Source organism: Neisseria sp. N95_16, assembly GCF_002551535.2.
GTDB classification, from domain to species: Bacteria; Pseudomonadota; Gammaproteobacteria; order Burkholderiales; family Neisseriaceae; genus Neisseria; species Neisseria brasiliensis.
The window spans coordinates 24,315-40,546 of record NZ_PDBT02000015.1; the positions used below are offsets into that span (position 1 = coordinate 24,315).

A 16,232-nucleotide genomic window follows, 5' to 3' on the forward strand; every position below is an offset into this window, starting at 1 on the left:
CTTTTCTGATTATTTCTGTTTCGGGCGGAACGCTTTGCTCACTGCGGCATCGGTTTCGATAAATGCCCCACCGATTAAATCCACGCAATACGGAATTGCGCTGAATAAGCCTTGCACTTTAATTTCACCCTGTTCATCGCGCACCCCACCCAGCGTTTCGGCGATGGCTTTCGGGCGGCCAGGCAGATTGATGATTAAGGTTTTGCCACGAATACCGGCGGTTTGGCGCGATAAAATAGCAGTCGGTACATAATATAAGCTAATTTGGCGCATTTGCTCGCCGAAACCGGGCATTTCTTTTTCAACCACATTTAAGGTGGCTTCGGGGGTGACATCCCTTGGCGCTGGGCCGGTGCCGCCGGTGGTGAACACGACATCGCATTGATGCGCATCGGCCATGTTTTTCAGAGCCTGTTCGATTTCGCTTTGCTCATCAGGAATCAAGGCTTCGACAAAATCAATCGGATTTTTTACCGCGCTTTGCAGCCAATCCTTCAGTGCAGGAATGCCTTCATCGGCATACACACCGCTGCTGGCGCGGTCGCTGGTGGACACCAAACCGATGGTGATGGTGGCTAAAGTAGATTCGCTCATGTGTTGTTCTCTTTTACTTGAAGCAGGCCGTCTGAAACATTCAGACGGCCTGCGGATTAAATCAATGATAAATGTTCAGACGGCCTAAAACTGATTTACAAATCAACCAGTAAACGGCGGATTTTTTCAATAGATTGGTGCGATTCGATCACGCAACCATCTTGACTCGCGCCCTCACCAATGCAGCTCATGCCGATGATGCCGCAAAAATGGGCATAATTCATGTCTAATTCGCGCGCCAAAATGGCTTCGGGCATACCAGTCATGCCCAACACATCGACACCGTCTTGACGGTAGCGGTTGATTTCGGCACGGGTCGGCCAGCGTGGGCCTTGCAAACAGCCATACACGGCTTTGCGGTAAACCGGCGTGTCATGTGCTTGCGCATGTGCAATTATTTTTGCTTGCAAGCTTTGGGTATAAGGCGAGGTGAAATCGGTGTGGACAACCGGTTGTTCCTGCCCTTCAAAAAAAGTAGCACCACGGCCGTGGGTGTAGTCGATTAAATCATGCGGTATCACCAAGCTGCCACTTTCCAAGTCTTCATTGATACTGATTACGGAAGCTACGGAAATGATGTCTTGCGCACCAATAGAATGCAACGCCCAAATATTGGCGCGATAATTGATTTCATGCGGGGCGATGGTGTGGCCAAAACCGTGTCTCGCCAAAAACACAATGTCTTGGCTGCCGAGCTTGCCAAACAGCAAAGGGCTGCTGGTCAAACCATAAGGCGTGCGCACAATTCGGCGATTGGTTATGCTCAATTGGGGCAGCTTAGTAAAGCCGCTTCCGCCGATTACTGCCAGCATAATGTTCTCCTTTGAATATCAAGCGGATTTAGCTTAACGGTTATCGATAAAAAATGCAACAACAGGCCGTCTGAACGTTTCAGACGGCCTGATCAACTCGTATTTATTTATGTTTGTAAAAATGGCTGTCGAAATAATTGGTCACGCCTTCACGCACCAACACCAGCGTAATCGCGGCCAACGGCAAGCCGATTAACATGCCAACAAACCCCATTAATTGGCCAAACGCCATCAATGAGAAAATCACCCAGAATGGCGACAAACCAATACGGTCGCCAACAATTTGCGGCGTAATGAAGAAGCTTTCTAAGAATTGCCCCACAGCAAACACGCCCCACACCATCAGCAAGCCCGGCCACGAACCGAACTGCAACACCGCCGCAATCGTCGCCAGCAGCAGGCCGGTAAACGCACCCAGATAAGGCACAAACACCAAAATACCGGCAATCATACCAATGGCAAAACCTGAGTCCAAACCAACCAACATCAAGCCAATGCCATACACCAAGCCCATAATCAGCATCACCATCAACTGACCGCGTAAAAATTCGCCGAGCACGCGATCCATATTATTGGTGATGCGTGTATAGCTGTCGATGAATCGGCGTGGCACTAGGGCGCTGATGCCGTAAGACCAGCGCTTCCAGTCGAGCAGAAAGTAATACAGCAAAAACGGCAGCAGCATTAAATTGGTCAAACCGATTACCACATTACTGCTTTGCTTCATTAAAGTGGGCATCACCGATTTAAGCGTATTGCTCAATTCGCCCGTATTTGACTGCACCCAAGCAATCAGTGATTCGGTATCAAAGTCGATAAAATCACCACCAACCCGCTCTGCCCACGGCAACAATGTGTTTTGCAGAAAATCAACAATCTGCGGTAAGCGACCGATTAAATTATTAAACTGACCGATTAACATTGGCACAATAATCAGCAGCAAGGCGAGTAGCACAGCCAATGCAAAAATCATCACAATCATGGAAGCGATACCGCGCTTAAAACGCTTGCGCTGCAGCCATTCCACCATCGGATTGAGCACATAAGCCAACACCGCCGCCACAATAAACGGCGTCAGAATATTGCCGAGCGCATAAAGCAACCACACCAGCAAGACCAACACCACGGTCATGATAATCCACGGCTTATGGCCGCGCGGTTTCTTTTGATACATGGGTTAAACCGTTCATAAACATTCAGACGGCTTAAAGTATAGCAGAGGCCGTCTGAATGCAGAATAAGGAAATGCGTTGAACAAAAGCCGCTTGCCGATTGTTTACAAAATCAGCAAAAATTTGCCGACATAATCACGCCAAATTGCGCAAAATAAGGTAAAATAGCGCGCAATTATTTCGTCCCATCCCTTATACGAGGAATTACCCGCATGAGCACTTCATTAAGCTACCGTGATGCCGGTGTCGATATCGACGCAGGCGACCAACTGGTTGAAAACATCAAACCCTTTGCCAAAAGAACCATGCGCCCTGAAGTGCTGGGTGATTTGGGCGGCTTCGGCGCATTGGTTGAAATCAGCAAAAAATACCAAAATCCGGTTTTGGTCAGTGGTACCGACGGTGTCGGCACCAAGCTGAAATTGGCTTTCGATTGGGACAAACACGACACCGTGGGCATCGACTTGGTGGCCATGAGCGTGAACGATATTTTGGTGCAAGGTGCCGAGCCGCTGTTTTTCTTGGATTATTTTGCCTGCGGTAAACTCGATGTGGCGCGCGCCACCGACGTAATCAAAGGCATCGCCCAAGGTTGCGAAGAATCCGGCTGCGCATTGATTGGCGGCGAAACCGCCGAAATGCCGGGCATGTATCCGGAAGGCGAATACGACTTGGCCGGTTTTGCGGTTGGCGTGGTCGAAAAAGACCGCGTGATTAACGGCCGCTCGATTGTGGCCGGTGACGTGGTGTTGGGCTTGGCATCGAATGGTGCACATTCCAACGGCTATTCATTGGTACGCAAAATCATCGAGCGTGATAATCCCGATTTGGATGCCGAGTTCGACAACGGCAAAACCCTGCGCGAAGCCATCATCGCCCCAACCCGTCTGTATGTGAAACCAATTTTGGCCGCTTTGCAACAATTCACCATTAAAGGCATGGCGCACATCACTGGCGGCGGCATTACTGAAAACGTACCACGCGTTTTGCCGGAAAACACCGTTGCCCAAATCGATGCCAAAGCATGGGAGTTGCCGAAATTGTTCCAATGGCTGCAACAAGCCGGTAATGTCGAGCAGCAGGAAATGTACCGCACCTTCAACTGCGGCATCGGCATGGTCGTGATTATCGCCACAGAAGATGCCGAAGCAGTGGCCGCCTTCTTGCGTGAACAAGGTGAAACCGTTTACCGCTTGGGCGAAATCCGCGAGCGCAACGGCGACGAACACCAAACCCAAGTCGCTTAACTTTTAAGCCAATCAAAGGCCGTCTGAAAAATATTTTCAGACGGCCTTGCTCTATCGGAAATACCATGCAACACATTATTCAGTTTATTTTAGAAGTCGATAAACTCAAAAACGTCATCCGCGCCAACAAGCCCGTCGGCCAGAACCGTAATGAAAATGCCGCCGAGCACAGTTGGCAAATCGCTTTATTGGCTCTGGCCATGCAACGCTTTGCCCGACCTGAAGTCGATATTAACCGCGCCATTAAAATGCTACTGCTCCACGACATCGGTGAAATCGACATTGGCGACACCATCATCTACGCCAATATCGATTGGCAGGCGGAAAAAGAAAAAGAATTGGCGGCGGTAAAACGCATATTCGGTTTGCTCAACCATGCCGCAACCGAGCAGGAATTTCTAGATTTATGGCTGGAATTCGAACACAATCAAACCGTAACCGCCCAATTTGCCAATGCACTCGACCGCGCCATGCCGCCCTTGCTCAATCTGGCGAGCAACGGCCAAAGCTGGGTTGAAAACGGTGTCAGCTACGAGCAAGTGGTCAAGCGCATTCGTCAGCCGATTGAGTCGGTGTTCCCCGAATTATGGCAATATATCCATCATCAATTGGCTGAACACCAGCGCCAAGGCTGGTTTGGCACTTTGAACAAGTAAACTTATTTGCTAAAAGACCGTCTGAAAAATAAAGGAGAAACATCATGAAACTGACTCAACTTTTTGCCGCCTTATGCGCCCTGCCTTTAATGGCAACCGCAGCCGTATCGTTTGATGCCGCCGAAGCCAACCGCCCTGCTTATGCCGATATTGCCTATGTGCAAGGCAGCAGCAGCGGTAAAGCTCATGTGCTGGATATTTATCTGCCAAGCAAGCACACAAAAAATGCGCCGCTGATTGTGTATATTCACGGCGGCGGCTGGAAAGTGGGGGGATAAAGATTTTGCCGCCTTCCAAGCCAAAACCGGTGTGCATCGTTTGATTAAAGCCTTGCTCAACGAAGGCTATGCCGTGGCGTCGGTCAATTACCGTTTAAGCGGTGAAGCACATTTCCCAGCGCAAACGCAAGATATTAACCAAGCCATAGATTATTTAAGCCGCCACGCCAAACAATACGGCTTTAACACCAAGCGCATTGCAGTGATAGGCGATTCCGCAGGCGCACATTTGGCGCAGCTTGCCGCCGCTGCGCATGGCCGTGACAAAATCCGCGCATTGGTTAGCTTTTACGGCGTATCCGATTTGCGCAATATGAAAATGGAACACATGGCCAAAAATTGTAGTAACAACAAAGCCACGCCGTCTGAAAACACGCGTGAAGGCGTATTGGTCGGTGAAGCGGTTGACAGCGCCGCTTTCAATCGCGCGACCGATGCCGCCAGCCCGATTCATCAAGTGCATGCAAATATGCCGCCGGCGCTGTTGTTCCACGGCGACAGAGATTGCGCCGTGCCTCACACCCAGTCGCTGAAAATGCATTTGGCCTTGCAAAGCGTGAATGTTCCAAGCGAATGGGTGTTGATTGAAGGTTTAGGCCACATGGCACCGGAATTTCATAACGATGCCAACAACCGCCGCGTTTTAAATTTCCTCAAGCAGCATTTGTGATGTGGTTTCAACCATAAAAAATGCCGTCTGAAGAATGTTCAGACGGCATTTTTTATGGATGGTTTTTACGTTCTAAACTGTGGCAGGAAGGCCGGAATGCCCGGCAGCATGCCCACAGCACCCATTGCCAAACACAACACGGTAAAACCAATCACCGGCACCAGCACACGACCGGCAAAGCCCAATTCGATACTGCGTTTCTTGTCGCCGATTAAACCTAAATTATCCAACAGCATGGTCAGCGACCAGCCAAACACCGGATTCACCAGCGCCGAAGAGAACACCACAATCGCAGCAGATTGCGTGGTTTTACCCTTACGCGTCATTTCCATGCCCGCTTCCAGCAGCGGCACATACACACCCACCACCAAAGCCACGCTCAACACCGGCTGCCAAATCGCCAAGTCCATCGGGTAGCCCCACAAGGCAGTGATGATACACAAAAACGCGGTCAAAATCGCACCAGCCGGAATCGGACGCTTGGCAATCGAAGCAGGAACAATATAAGTGCCCCACGATGAAGTGAAGTTGGCACCACCCAATACCGAGCCGACTGCTTGGCGCATCGAGCAGCTCACCATCGTGTCGTCGATGTTCATGTGCATTCTTTCGGTTTTTTCAGGATAGCTCAGTTTTTGGAACACTTGGTGCCCCAGAAAATCCGGTGACCACATCGCCACCGCCAACACAGCAAACGGGAACACCACCAAGAAGCTGTTCATGTCCGGCAAGCCCAGCATCCAGCCGCTGTTTTCACCCCACCAGTAAGCAGGACTCATTGGTGGCAAACCCGGTTCGGTTTCAAAAGCAAACGGCGCGCCCAAGATAAATGCTGTAAAACCGGCCAACACGCAACCGAGCGGCACCGCCAGCCAGCGTTTTTTCCAATGCTCCAACAAGGCATACATCAGAATCGTGCCCATAATCACGATAAAGGCAATATGCGGTTTGCCAAAGGTGCCCGCCCAATCAAAGAGCTTTTTCACCTGCCCCGTGGTGCCGATAAAACCGAGATACAGAAGTAAACCGCCGCACACACCGTTACTCGTGAGCTTGGCCATCAGCGAGCCGCCTTTGAATATCGCCATCAGCAAGCCCAATATTGCAATCGAAATACCGAAAGCCAAGGGATGACCACCTGCCGCCACCACAATCGGAATCAGTGGAATCAAAGGGCCGTGGGTGCCGGGTAAGTTGGCACCGGGCAGCAAAAAGCCCGACAAAATCAAAATAAACGCCGCCGCAATCAACAATTCATAGCGCACGTTTTCCAAAATGAAATCTTCCGGCAAACCCAAAGGGCCTGCGAAAGCCGCGGCCACTGCACCCACCATCACCACTTTACCGATGGTCGCCGCAATCGCCGGAATCATGTCCTCCCACTCAAAGCGGTAATCGCGAAACGGCAGATTCGGCCGCCAGCGCTTAGGCTGCATGATTTGCAATTCATGGTTCAAATACGCATCGCGCGATTCGAAGGCCGAGCTCGGTTGATGCAGCTCGGCATAGCTTTTTTCTTGCGTGTCCATTATTTACTTCCTATTTTTTTTATAAATTCGTGTGTCACGGTTTGCCGTATTTCATTCTCCTCCAACAGCAAACCGCTGCCTATTAAAAGGCCGTCTGAACAATGAAACAAATCTTATTTTCTGATAGCTGCTATCCGATTTATTGATGATGTTTACTGAAAGCCTTGATTTGATAGCCTGTTTTGACTTTCAGAAAAGGCAAAATTATGTTAAAAATCGATTATAAGAAAACAAAATCAAGCCGAAAAATGGACATCAACCAATTAAAATCCTTTGTGACCGTCGCGCATCAAGGCAACCTGACCCAAGCGGCCGAACGTCTTTTTCTCTCGCAACCTGCCGTTTCTGCCCAAATCAAAGCCATTGAAAATGATTTAGGCACCCCGCTTTTCAACCGTACCAGTAACGGCATGACGCTTACTCGCGCCGGTGAAGTGTTCCTGCCTGAAGCCGAAGCCCTGCTGCAACACAAGCACAAGCTCGAGCAATTTGCCAAAACATTGGCGCAAGATTTCACCGAAGAAACCCAGCTCGGCATCATCCACCCGATTGATTCCACCAAACTCGCCAACCTGACCGCCCTCATCAACCAAAACGCACCCAATACCCGCCTGCACATCCAATACGGCATGAGCGGCGAAATTCTCTCACGCATTCAAAATAAAACGCTGCACGGCGGCTTTTTCTTGGGCAACATCAACCAGCGCGGCATTTGCAGCCTGTTTCTGCAAAACCTGTCTTACTCGCTGATTTGCCCGCAAGGCGAAGAAGCCGCCATTCGCGCCAACCCGAAAAGCCTGGAAAATTACACTTGGATCGAAATGTCGGGCGTATCCGGCAGCAGCAAGCACCTGCAACAATTCTGGCGCGCCAACCGCCTGTCGCCAAAGCGCCAAATCTTATGTGATTATCCACAAGCCATTTTGGATTTGGTGATTAACGGCATAGGTGTGGCGATGGTGCCGAGCAACAAAGCCGATGCCGCTATTCGCGATGGCCGTCCGCTGTCGGTGTTGGAAGAATACCGCCAAACCATGCCGATGCATTTTATTTACGCCAGCGAATATGAAGACAACCCCGATTTACAGCTGTTGAAGCAAAGTGTAGAAGAAATTTGGCAGATTAAGCCGAATTAAAACGCGGCCAATACAAAAAAAGAGCGGTATGACCGTCTTCAAAGCCATACCGCTTAAGTTTGCGACACACGCAAGTTGTTAACCCGAAACCTCGTCTGACACCATCGGCAAGTGCCTGTCGTTGACGCCATTAAAAACGCAAGCATGCAGTTTGGCTAATTTTCTTTTTTGATAATTTCGATTAGTTTTACTGATAATTTGTTTAAATTTATCTTAATTTCAAAATCTTAAAACATTCAAAACCAATCAAATTGATTCACTTTTCACTTTGGTATTTTTTAAAAGCCGTCTGAAAATCAAATTCAGACGGCCTGAGGCCTTTGCAAGACTGATGAATCATTAATAAAACCAAAACTGCCGTCATTAGCTTCATTTTTGTTTACACTGACTTTCAAAAGCGTTTTGCAAAGGCCTCGGCCTTTTATTTGCCTTTTTTAAATGATATGATTTCTGCACAACATCCAACTACAACGCAAGGAGAAACGCCATGTCCGCCCCATTGCCTCGCCCAGAAATCGATTCAGACGGCCTGCTGGAATATTCGGTGGTTTATACCGACCGCGCTTTAAACCACATGTCGCAAAAATTTCAGACGGCCTTACGCTATATTTCCGCCACCTTAAAATCTGTTTACCACGCCCAGCACGTTGCCGTGATTCCCGGCAGCGGCACCACCGGCATGGAAGCCGTGGCTCGTCAATTTGCCCGCGACCAAAAATGCCTGATTGTGCGCAACGGCTTTTTCAGCTACCGTTGGACGCAAATCATTGAGCAAGGCCGCATCACCGACGACATCAAAGTCTCGACTGCCCGCCAAGCCGACGAATACCAAGCGCCTTTTGCGCCCGCACCGATTGACGAAGTATGCGCCGAAATCGCCGCATACCGTCCAGCCGTGGTGTTTGCGCCGCACGTTGAAACCGCATCCGGCATTATCCTGCCCGACGACTACATCGCCCGTTTAGCCGAAGCCACGCATGAAGTCGGCGGCTTGCTGGTGATTGACTGCATTGCTTCTGGCTGCATGTGGCTGGATATGGAAAAGCTCGGCATCGACGTGTTGATTTCCGCACCGCAAAAAGGCTGGAGCGGCTCGCCGTGTGCCGGTTTGGTGATGTTGAACGAAGCCGCCTACCAAAAAGCGCAAGAAACCCAGTCCGACAGCTTTGCTGTGGACTTGAAAAAATGGCTGCAAATCATGGAAGCCTTTGAAAACGGCGGCCATGCTTATCACGCCACCATGCCGACCGACGGCTTGTTCCGCTTGAGCGAAGTCATCCGCGAAGCCGAAGCCATCGGTTTTGAAACCCTACGCGACCGCCAAACTGAATTAGGCAACAAAATCCGCCGTTTATTGGCCGGACGCGGCTTTCCGAGCGTGGCTGCTGAAGGCTTTGAAGCACCGGGCGTAGTGGTGGCCTACACCGACAATCCCGATATTCAAAACGGCAAAGCCTTTATCGCACAAGGCCTGCAAATTGCTTCGGGTGTACCGCTGCAAGTGGGCGAGCGCAGCGATTTCCAAACCTTCCGCTTAGGCTTGTTCGGCTTGGATAAGCTACAAAACATCGACCGCACCGTTGCTTCATTTGCCGATGCCTTAGCCAAAGTAGGCTAAGCGCAATATCAATCAATAGATAGGCTGAGACCTTTGCAAAACTTCAGATTTGAGTATAGTTCAAAGTTAGAGCAGCACCGAAAGCGCAGGCATATCACTTAGATAGGCAAGCTTTCGAGCAGTGCATAACGAAGAAATGTGCCAAAGATGAAGATTTTGCAAAGGCCTCAGGCCGTCTGAAAGCCAATAACTTTCAGACGGCCTTTTTAATCTTGGCCACACCCAATCATTTATATTTTTATTTATCCAAGTTGCGCCATTTTCATGCGCGATTGAGCTATTTTCTAATAAAAGGCCGTCTGAACATGGATTCAGCTTCATTAAAATAGCGCAAATCCACATCAGCCTTGCAGACTGCTTATCCGTAATCAAGGCGAACTGTGTATAATGCGTTTATTCTGTTAGCCCACTATTTTCATTCTCAACATCATGACTGAATCCATCCGCTTACCCGCTTCCCGCCTCAAACCCTCCACCGTTGCCCTGCCCGGCTCAAAAAGCATCAGCAACCGCACGTTGCTGCTGACCGCGTTGTCCGACAATGTCTGCGAAATCCGCTCGCTGCTCAAATCCGACGACACCGACCGCATGCTTGAAGCCTTAGACAAACTGGGCGTAAAAATTGAATTCTTAGAAACAGGCCGTCTGAAAGTGCACGGCACAGGCGGCGCATTCCCCAACCGTGAAGCCGATTTGTTTTTGGGTAATGCCGGCACCGCATTCCGCCCATTAACCGCTGCCTTAGCCGTTTTGGGTGGCAATTACCATTTACACGGCGTGCCGCGTATGCACGAACGCCCGATTGGTGATTTGGTCGATGCGCTGCGCATTGCCGGTGCCGACATTCAATATTTGGGCAACGAGCATTATCCTCCGCTGCAAATCAACACCTTCACCGACAACGGCACGCGCGTGATTCCGATTAAAGGCAACGTATCCAGCCAATTTTTGACCGCGCTGTTGATGGCGTTGCCGCTCACCGGCGAAGCGTTTGAAATCCACATGGTCGGCGAGCTGATTTCCAAGCCCTACATCGACATCACGCTGAAGCTGATGGCGCAGTTCGGCGTGAACGTGGCCAACGAAGACTACCGCGTGTTCAAAATTCCGGCAGATGCGCGTTACCATGCGCCCGATGTTCTGCACGTCGAAGGCGATGCCTCAAGCGCGTCTTATTTCTTGGGTGCCGGCCTGATTTCCGGCGCACCGATTCGCGTGACCGGCATTGGTTTGAACAGCATTCAGGGCGACGTGGCTTTTGCGCGCGAATTGGAAAAAATCGGCGCCGATGTGGTGTGGGGCGATAATTTTATCGAAATCTCACGCGCAGAAAATCAAGCGGTAGAAGCCTTTGATTTGGATGCCAACCACATCCCCGATGCAGCAATGACTTTGGCCGTGATAGCCTTAGCCAGCGGCAAGCCCTGCACCCTGCGCAATATCGGTTCATGGCGCGTTAAAGAAACCGACCGCATTGCCGCAATGGCCAATGAATTGCGTAAGCTCGGTGCGGAAGTAGTGGAAGAGGCCGAAGCCATCCACATCACACCGCCGGCGCAATTAAACGCCGATGCCGCTATCGACACCTACGACGACCACCGCGTCGCCATGTGTTTCTCGCTGGTGTCGCTGCTGGGCGTGCCGGTTGTCATCAACGACCCGAAATGCACGCATAAAACCTTCCCGACTTATTTTGACGTGTTCGGTGAGATTACCGAAGCGTTGTAAGATTTAATATGCCAAGGCCGTCTGAAACTTCAAAACGTTCAGGCGGCCTTTTTGTTATAATTTACCGTTCTATATTATTTGAATCGTTTTTATGAACACGCCCAAAGCCTTTGCCATTCTCGGCCCGACCGCCAGCGGCAAAACCGGCCTCGCGCTTAAAATCGCCGAAACCCTGCCGGTGGAAATCATCAGCTTGGATTCGGCGCTGGTGTACCGCGACATGGACATCGGTAGCGCCAAGCCCACCGCTGAAGAACGCGCCGCCGTGCCGCATCATATGATCGACATCATTTCACCGCTGGAAAGCTACAGCGCGGCGGAATTTGTCACCGATTGCGTGCGCTTGATCAACGAGATTCATGCGCGCGACAAGCTGCCTTTGATTGTCGGCGGCACCATGATGTATTTCCACGCGCTGACCGAAGGTTTGAACGATTTGCCCGAAGCCGATGCCGCTGTCCGCGCTCAGCTTCAAGCCGATAAAGCCGCGCACGGTTTGGCGCATTTGTATCAGCGTTTACAGGAAATCGATCCCGAAACTGCAGGCCGTCTGAAAGCCAACGACAGCCAACGCATCGAACGCGCTTTGGAAGTGTTCATGCTCACCGGCAAACCCTTAAGCCGACATTTTGCCGAACAATCCGCCCACACGCCGCCGCTGGATTTGTGCACCATTGCGCTGATTCCCGAAAACCGCGCCTTATTACACGCGCAAATCGGTAAGCGCTTCGAACAGATGTTGGCACAAGGTTTTTTAGACGAAATGCAGATGCTCAAAAGCCGCTATCCTGAATTAACGCCCGATTCCACCGCCATGCGCTGCGTCGGCTACCGCCAAGCATGGGATTATCTCGACGGCCTGACCGATTACGACACCTTTGTCGAAAAAGGCATCATCGCCACGCGCCAACTAGCCAAACGCCAGCTCACTTGGTTGCGCAAAATCCCTTTTGCCCACGCGCTTGATCCTTATGGCGAAGACGATTATGTTCAGACGGCCTTGAATTTGGTGCGCCAGCATTTTGATCAACAGGCCGTCTGAAATGAAGTTAAGCACTCCGCCCATCGCCCCAAAAACCTTAGCCATGCTGAATCGCTTGGGCATCGAAACCTTAGCCGATTTGCGTGAAGTTGGTTCGGCTAAAGCGTTTTTACTGCTCAAAGCCACCGGCTGCACCGTCACGCAAAGCACCTTATGGCAACTCGAGGCTCTGCTGCTCGGCATTGCCGCTACCGATTTAAGCGACGCACAAAAAGCGGCATTAAGCGAACAAATCAAGCAGCATCCGCCCGTAGCCGTGTTCCCTACGCCGTCTGAAATAGCAGAATTTATGCAAGCGGCGTTGCAGCAAGCCGAGCAGTCTGCCCAAATGGGTGAAATTCCCGTCGGCGCGGTGGTGGTGCACAACGGCCAAATCATCGCCGCTGCCCACAATACTTGCGTGCACGATCACAACATCAGCCATCACGCCGAAATCCGTGCGTTGGCTCGAGCAGGCGCGGCATTGGGCAATTACCGTCTCGACGGCTGTGATGTCTACATCACGCTCGAACCCTGCGCCATGTGCGCATCCGCCCTGATTCAAGCGCGGGTGAAACGGGTGATTTTTGGCGCAGCCGAACCGAAAACCGGCGCAGCGGGCAGCGTGTTGAATTTGTTTGAAAATAGTTTGCTCAACAAGCACACCGCCGTTTTGGGCGGCGTATTGGCAGATGAATGTCGAAATTTGTTACAGGATTTTTTTCAGAAAAGACGCAATTAAACTAAAGGCCGTCTGAAAGAAAATCTTTCAGACGGCCTTTAGTTAATGAAACATCGATTTAACCGATATTCGCCACAATCGCTACCACAATCACCGCCACCGCCAAAGCCGCAATGAATTTGCCGGAACTGGCAAATTTCAGCAATGGCAGCTTGCCTTCTAATTCTTTATAGCCGGTAATCATCGGCGTAATCAAATTGTGTTTTTTCAAAAATTTATACGCCAAAATGGTGATGATGTGCACCGCCGCCAAAATCAGCAGCAGATTGAAAAAGCCAAAGTGGATTTTGCGCATGGTCGCGCCAGTGCTGCTGCTCACCAAGCTGTTTAAATAGCCGTTGTAAATAAAGGTATTATCATCGGGTGAAAACAAGCCGGTCGTCACTTGCACCAACACCGCGCCTAACAAAGCCAACACCATCAATGCACCCAATGGATTGTGGCCGGGCTGCTCGTTTTCAGTGATTTCACCTTTAAGGTAGCGGATAATCTGTTTCGGCCCGCGCACAAACTGGCTGAATTTGGCCGTATCGCTGCCCCACAAACCCCAACACACACGAAACACCACCAAAGCCAAAATCAACAGGCCGCAGCGTAAATGCCAAGCCAGTAAGTTGCCGCCAGTTTGACCGCTGTACCACATAAAGGCAATCGCCAACACCAGCGTCCAGTGAAAAATACGCGTAGGCAAATCCCAAACTTTGATTTTCTGTTTCATTGTCGTGTTCTTTCTTATAAGATGGAAATAAGTTTGTGTTTGCCCTATTTTAACCAAATTTGCCAACGGTATCATCATGATTTATCCACCTTATCACATTCTTAACCCGGAACAAATTTTTCAGACGGCCGCGCAATTTCCCAATGTGTTCCGCCCGCGTGAAGCCGAATCCCACAAAGGCACTTACGGCACTTTAGCCATCATCGGCGGCGCGACAGGCATGAGCGGCGCCGTTGTGTTGGCCGCCACAGCGGCGATGTATCAAGGCTGCGGCAAGGTTTGGGCAGGATTTAACCAACCCGGTTTGCCCTTTGCCGTGATTCCCGAGCGGCCTGAAATCATGCTGGCCACGGCAGAGCAACTCCACCAACGAACAGACATCAGCGCATGGGCAGTCGGCTGCGGTTTGGGTTTGCATGAAGAATCGGAACACATCATCACATGGGCGTTGCAACACACCCAAAACCAGCCTTTATTGCTCGATGCCGATGCGCTCACCTTACTCGCCCACTCGCCGACCAGTCGCGAATCAGCCAAACAGCACGGCCGATTGGTACTGACACCGCACCCTGCCGAAGCCGCGCGATTATTGCAAGCCACTACCGCCGATATTCAGGCCAACCGCATGGAATCAGCAAAAACGATTAGTCAAACATTCAATGCCGTCACCGTATTAAAAGGCCATCAATCCTTGGTCGCCACACCCGATGGGCAGGTTTACACTAACTTCAGCGGCAATGCCGGATTAGCGACGGCAGGCAGCGGCGATGTGTTGAGCGGCATCATCGGCAGCTTGTTGGTGCAAGGGGTTGACACACAAGAAGCCGTGCAAGCCGGCGTGTGGTTGCACGGGGCTGCAGCGGATGTATTGCGTGACAGCCAAATCGGTGAAATCGGTATGCTGGCCGGCGAAATCGCACCGGCTGCACGCTGGCTGCGCAATCGGCTCGCCAATCAAACGACGAATCCGGTGAAACTTTGGCATGCCTAATGATTAAATGTTGAATAGCAGGCAGCCTGAAAATAGAAAACTCGTTTTCAGACGGCCCGATACCTTTGTAAAACCCTTGATTTGAGTACAGTTCAAAGTTGTAGCAGCGCACAACGAAGGAATGTACCAAAGGTAGGGATTTTGCAAAGGTCTCGGCCTATTTTGCATTCTGCCGCCAAGGCGTGTATGCTTGCGATTTTTATTTTATTGTCAACAATCATGAATAAGCTTACTCAAATCAGCCATTTCATTGGCAAAACCTTTGCTTTTTGGGCAGCCTTGTGCGCCATCATCGCGTTTATTTCCCCTGAAACCTTTAAATGGGTGCTGCAATATGTGCCGATTTTGCTCGGCGTGGTGATGTTCGGCATGGGTTTGACGCTCAGCCCGTCGGATTTCAAAATCATCACCCAACACCCAAAAGCCGTGATTATCGGTGTGGTGGCACAATTTGTGATTATGCCGCTGGTGGCTTATCTGCTCACCCGATTATTTAATCTACCGCCTGAAGTGGCTGTGGGTGTGATTTTGGTCGGCTGCTGCCCGGGCGGTACATCATCCAATGTGATGACTTATCTTGCGCGCGGTAATGTGGCCTTATCGGTAGCGGTGACTTCAATTTCTACCTTGCTGGCACCGATTTTCACACCGATGATTTTTATGCTGCTGGCCAACGAATTGCTCGACATCAATGCTACGGCGATGTTTGTATCGATTCTGAAAATGGTGTTGCTGCCGATTATATTGGGTGTGATTGCGCATACGCTGTTTAAAACCCAAACCGAAAAAGCCGTTGGCGTGTTGCCGTTGATTTCGGTGATTGCGATTGCGCTGATTATCGGTGCGGTGGTCGGCGCCAGCAAAGGCAAAATCGTTGAAAGCGGCTTGTTGATTTTCGGTGTAGTGGTGTTGCACAACGGCATCGGTTATCTGCTGGGCTTTTTGGCAGGCAAATTCTGCAAACTGCCTTACGATGCACAAAAAACCTTATCCATCGAAGTGGGCATGCAAAATTCCGGCTTAGGTGCAGCTTTGGCGGCGGCACACTTTGCTGCGGCACCGGTGGTGGCTGTGCCGAGCGCGCTGTTTAGCGTATGGCACAATATTTCCGGCTCGCTGCTGGCTTCTTATTGGGCCGGTAAAGCGGATAAAAACGCTTAATTCTTGCTGAATTAAAACAAGGCCGAGACCTTTGCAAAACCCAAGATTTAAGTACACTTACATTCGCATTTCAAGTGCAACGCTCAAATGCCATTGGCAAGGGCTGCTGAAAACAGATCACCCGGTGTCTCATAGTCCAATGTCTTTCTCGGTCGGCGG

General features: G+C 50.6%; 16 protein-coding genes. 11 read left to right on the forward strand and 5 right to left on the reverse strand.

From position 1 onward, the window contains the following. Positions 1-9: 9 nt before the first annotated feature. The 3 genes from mog to CRG49_RS03920 all read right to left on the reverse strand — a co-directional run bounded on the left by mog (position 10) and on the right by CRG49_RS03920 (position 2,580). The gene (gene mog / locus CRG49_RS03910; RefSeq protein WP_095503195.1) at positions 10-594 is read right to left on the reverse strand and encodes a molybdopterin adenylyltransferase; all 585 of its coding nucleotides are present in this window, start codon (positions 592-594) and stop codon (positions 10-12) included. 95 nt (positions 595-689) lie between these two features. Further along, positions 690-1,406, reverse strand: a complete 717-nt coding sequence (locus tag CRG49_RS03915) for an S-methyl-5'-thioinosine phosphorylase (RefSeq protein ID WP_095503196.1) — start codon at positions 1,404-1,406, stop codon at positions 690-692. A gap of 103 nt (positions 1,407-1,509) precedes the next feature. Further along, a complete protein-coding gene (locus tag CRG49_RS03920; RefSeq protein WP_095503197.1) occupies positions 1,510-2,580 on the reverse strand; it encodes an AI-2E family transporter in 1,071 nt (356 codons plus the stop codon). 210 nt (positions 2,581-2,790) lie between these two features. On the opposite strand from CRG49_RS03920, the gene purM reads away from it, so the two are divergent. The 4 genes from purM (at position 2,791) to CRG49_RS03940 (ending at position 5,429) form a co-directional block, all read left to right on the forward strand. Beyond that, positions 2,791-3,825, forward strand: coding sequence for a phosphoribosylformylglycinamidine cyclo-ligase (gene purM / locus CRG49_RS03925; RefSeq protein ID WP_095503198.1), 1,035 nt, complete (start codon positions 2,791-2,793; stop codon positions 3,823-3,825). A gap of 65 nt (positions 3,826-3,890) precedes the next feature. Next, a complete protein-coding gene (locus CRG49_RS03930; protein WP_095503199.1) occupies positions 3,891-4,481 on the forward strand; it encodes an HD family hydrolase in 591 nt (196 codons plus the stop codon). A 44-nt stretch (positions 4,482-4,525) separates the two neighbouring features. Next, positions 4,526-4,759: a hypothetical protein gene (locus tag CRG49_RS03935; protein ID WP_095503200.1), complete on the forward strand. Its 234-nt coding sequence runs from the start codon at positions 4,526-4,528 to the stop codon at positions 4,757-4,759. Beyond that, entirely contained in the window at positions 4,719-5,429 is a 711-nt protein-coding gene (locus tag CRG49_RS03940; protein WP_095503201.1) for an alpha/beta hydrolase, read from the forward strand. The genes CRG49_RS03935 and CRG49_RS03940 overlap by 41 nt, the downstream gene beginning before the upstream one ends. Positions 5,430-5,494: 65 nt before the next feature. On the opposite strand, the gene CRG49_RS03945 is transcribed toward CRG49_RS03940, so the two are convergent. Next, complete coding sequence (locus tag CRG49_RS03945; protein ID WP_095503202.1) at positions 5,495-6,958, reverse strand: DUF3360 family protein; 1,464 nt, start codon at positions 6,956-6,958, stop codon at positions 5,495-5,497. A gap of 248 nt (positions 6,959-7,206) precedes the next feature. Here CRG49_RS03945 and CRG49_RS03950 point away from each other — a divergent pair, with 248 nt between their 5' ends. From CRG49_RS03950 to tadA, 5 genes are all read left to right on the forward strand, one after another. Continuing rightward, positions 7,207-8,094, forward strand: coding sequence for a LysR family transcriptional regulator (locus CRG49_RS03950; protein ID WP_095503212.1), 888 nt, complete (start codon positions 7,207-7,209; stop codon positions 8,092-8,094). A gap of 487 nt (positions 8,095-8,581) precedes the next feature. Further along, a complete protein-coding gene (locus CRG49_RS03955; protein WP_095503203.1) occupies positions 8,582-9,712 on the forward strand; it encodes an aminotransferase class V-fold PLP-dependent enzyme in 1,131 nt (376 codons plus the stop codon). 429 nt (positions 9,713-10,141) lie between these two features. Further along, a complete protein-coding gene (aroA, locus tag CRG49_RS03965) occupies positions 10,142-11,440 on the forward strand; it encodes a 3-phosphoshikimate 1-carboxyvinyltransferase (protein WP_095503205.1) in 1,299 nt (432 codons plus the stop codon). A 91-nt stretch (positions 11,441-11,531) separates the two neighbouring features. After that, complete coding sequence (gene miaA / locus CRG49_RS03970) at positions 11,532-12,482, forward strand: tRNA (adenosine(37)-N6)-dimethylallyltransferase MiaA (protein WP_095503206.1); 951 nt, start codon at positions 11,532-11,534, stop codon at positions 12,480-12,482. A 1-nt stretch (position 12,483) separates the two neighbouring features. After that, the gene (gene tadA, locus CRG49_RS03975; protein ID WP_095503207.1) at positions 12,484-13,203 is read left to right on the forward strand and encodes a tRNA adenosine(34) deaminase TadA; all 720 of its coding nucleotides are present in this window, start codon (positions 12,484-12,486) and stop codon (positions 13,201-13,203) included. 58 nt (positions 13,204-13,261) lie between these two features. On the opposite strand, the gene CRG49_RS03980 is transcribed toward tadA, so the two are convergent. Next, entirely contained in the window at positions 13,262-13,921 is a 660-nt protein-coding gene (locus CRG49_RS03980; RefSeq protein WP_095503208.1) for a cytochrome b/b6 domain-containing protein, read from the reverse strand. A 76-nt stretch (positions 13,922-13,997) separates the two neighbouring features. Between CRG49_RS03980 and CRG49_RS03985 the strand changes: the two genes are divergently transcribed. Both CRG49_RS03985 and CRG49_RS03990 read left to right on the forward strand, forming a co-directional pair. Beyond that, on the forward strand, positions 13,998-14,912 hold the full coding sequence (locus tag CRG49_RS03985; protein WP_095503209.1) for an NAD(P)H-hydrate dehydratase: 915 nt from the start codon (positions 13,998-14,000) through the stop codon (positions 14,910-14,912). A 219-nt stretch (positions 14,913-15,131) separates the two neighbouring features. Then, the gene (locus tag CRG49_RS03990) at positions 15,132-16,073 is read left to right on the forward strand and encodes a bile acid:sodium symporter family protein (RefSeq protein WP_095503213.1); all 942 of its coding nucleotides are present in this window, start codon (positions 15,132-15,134) and stop codon (positions 16,071-16,073) included. Positions 16,074-16,232: the final 159 nt, after the last annotated feature.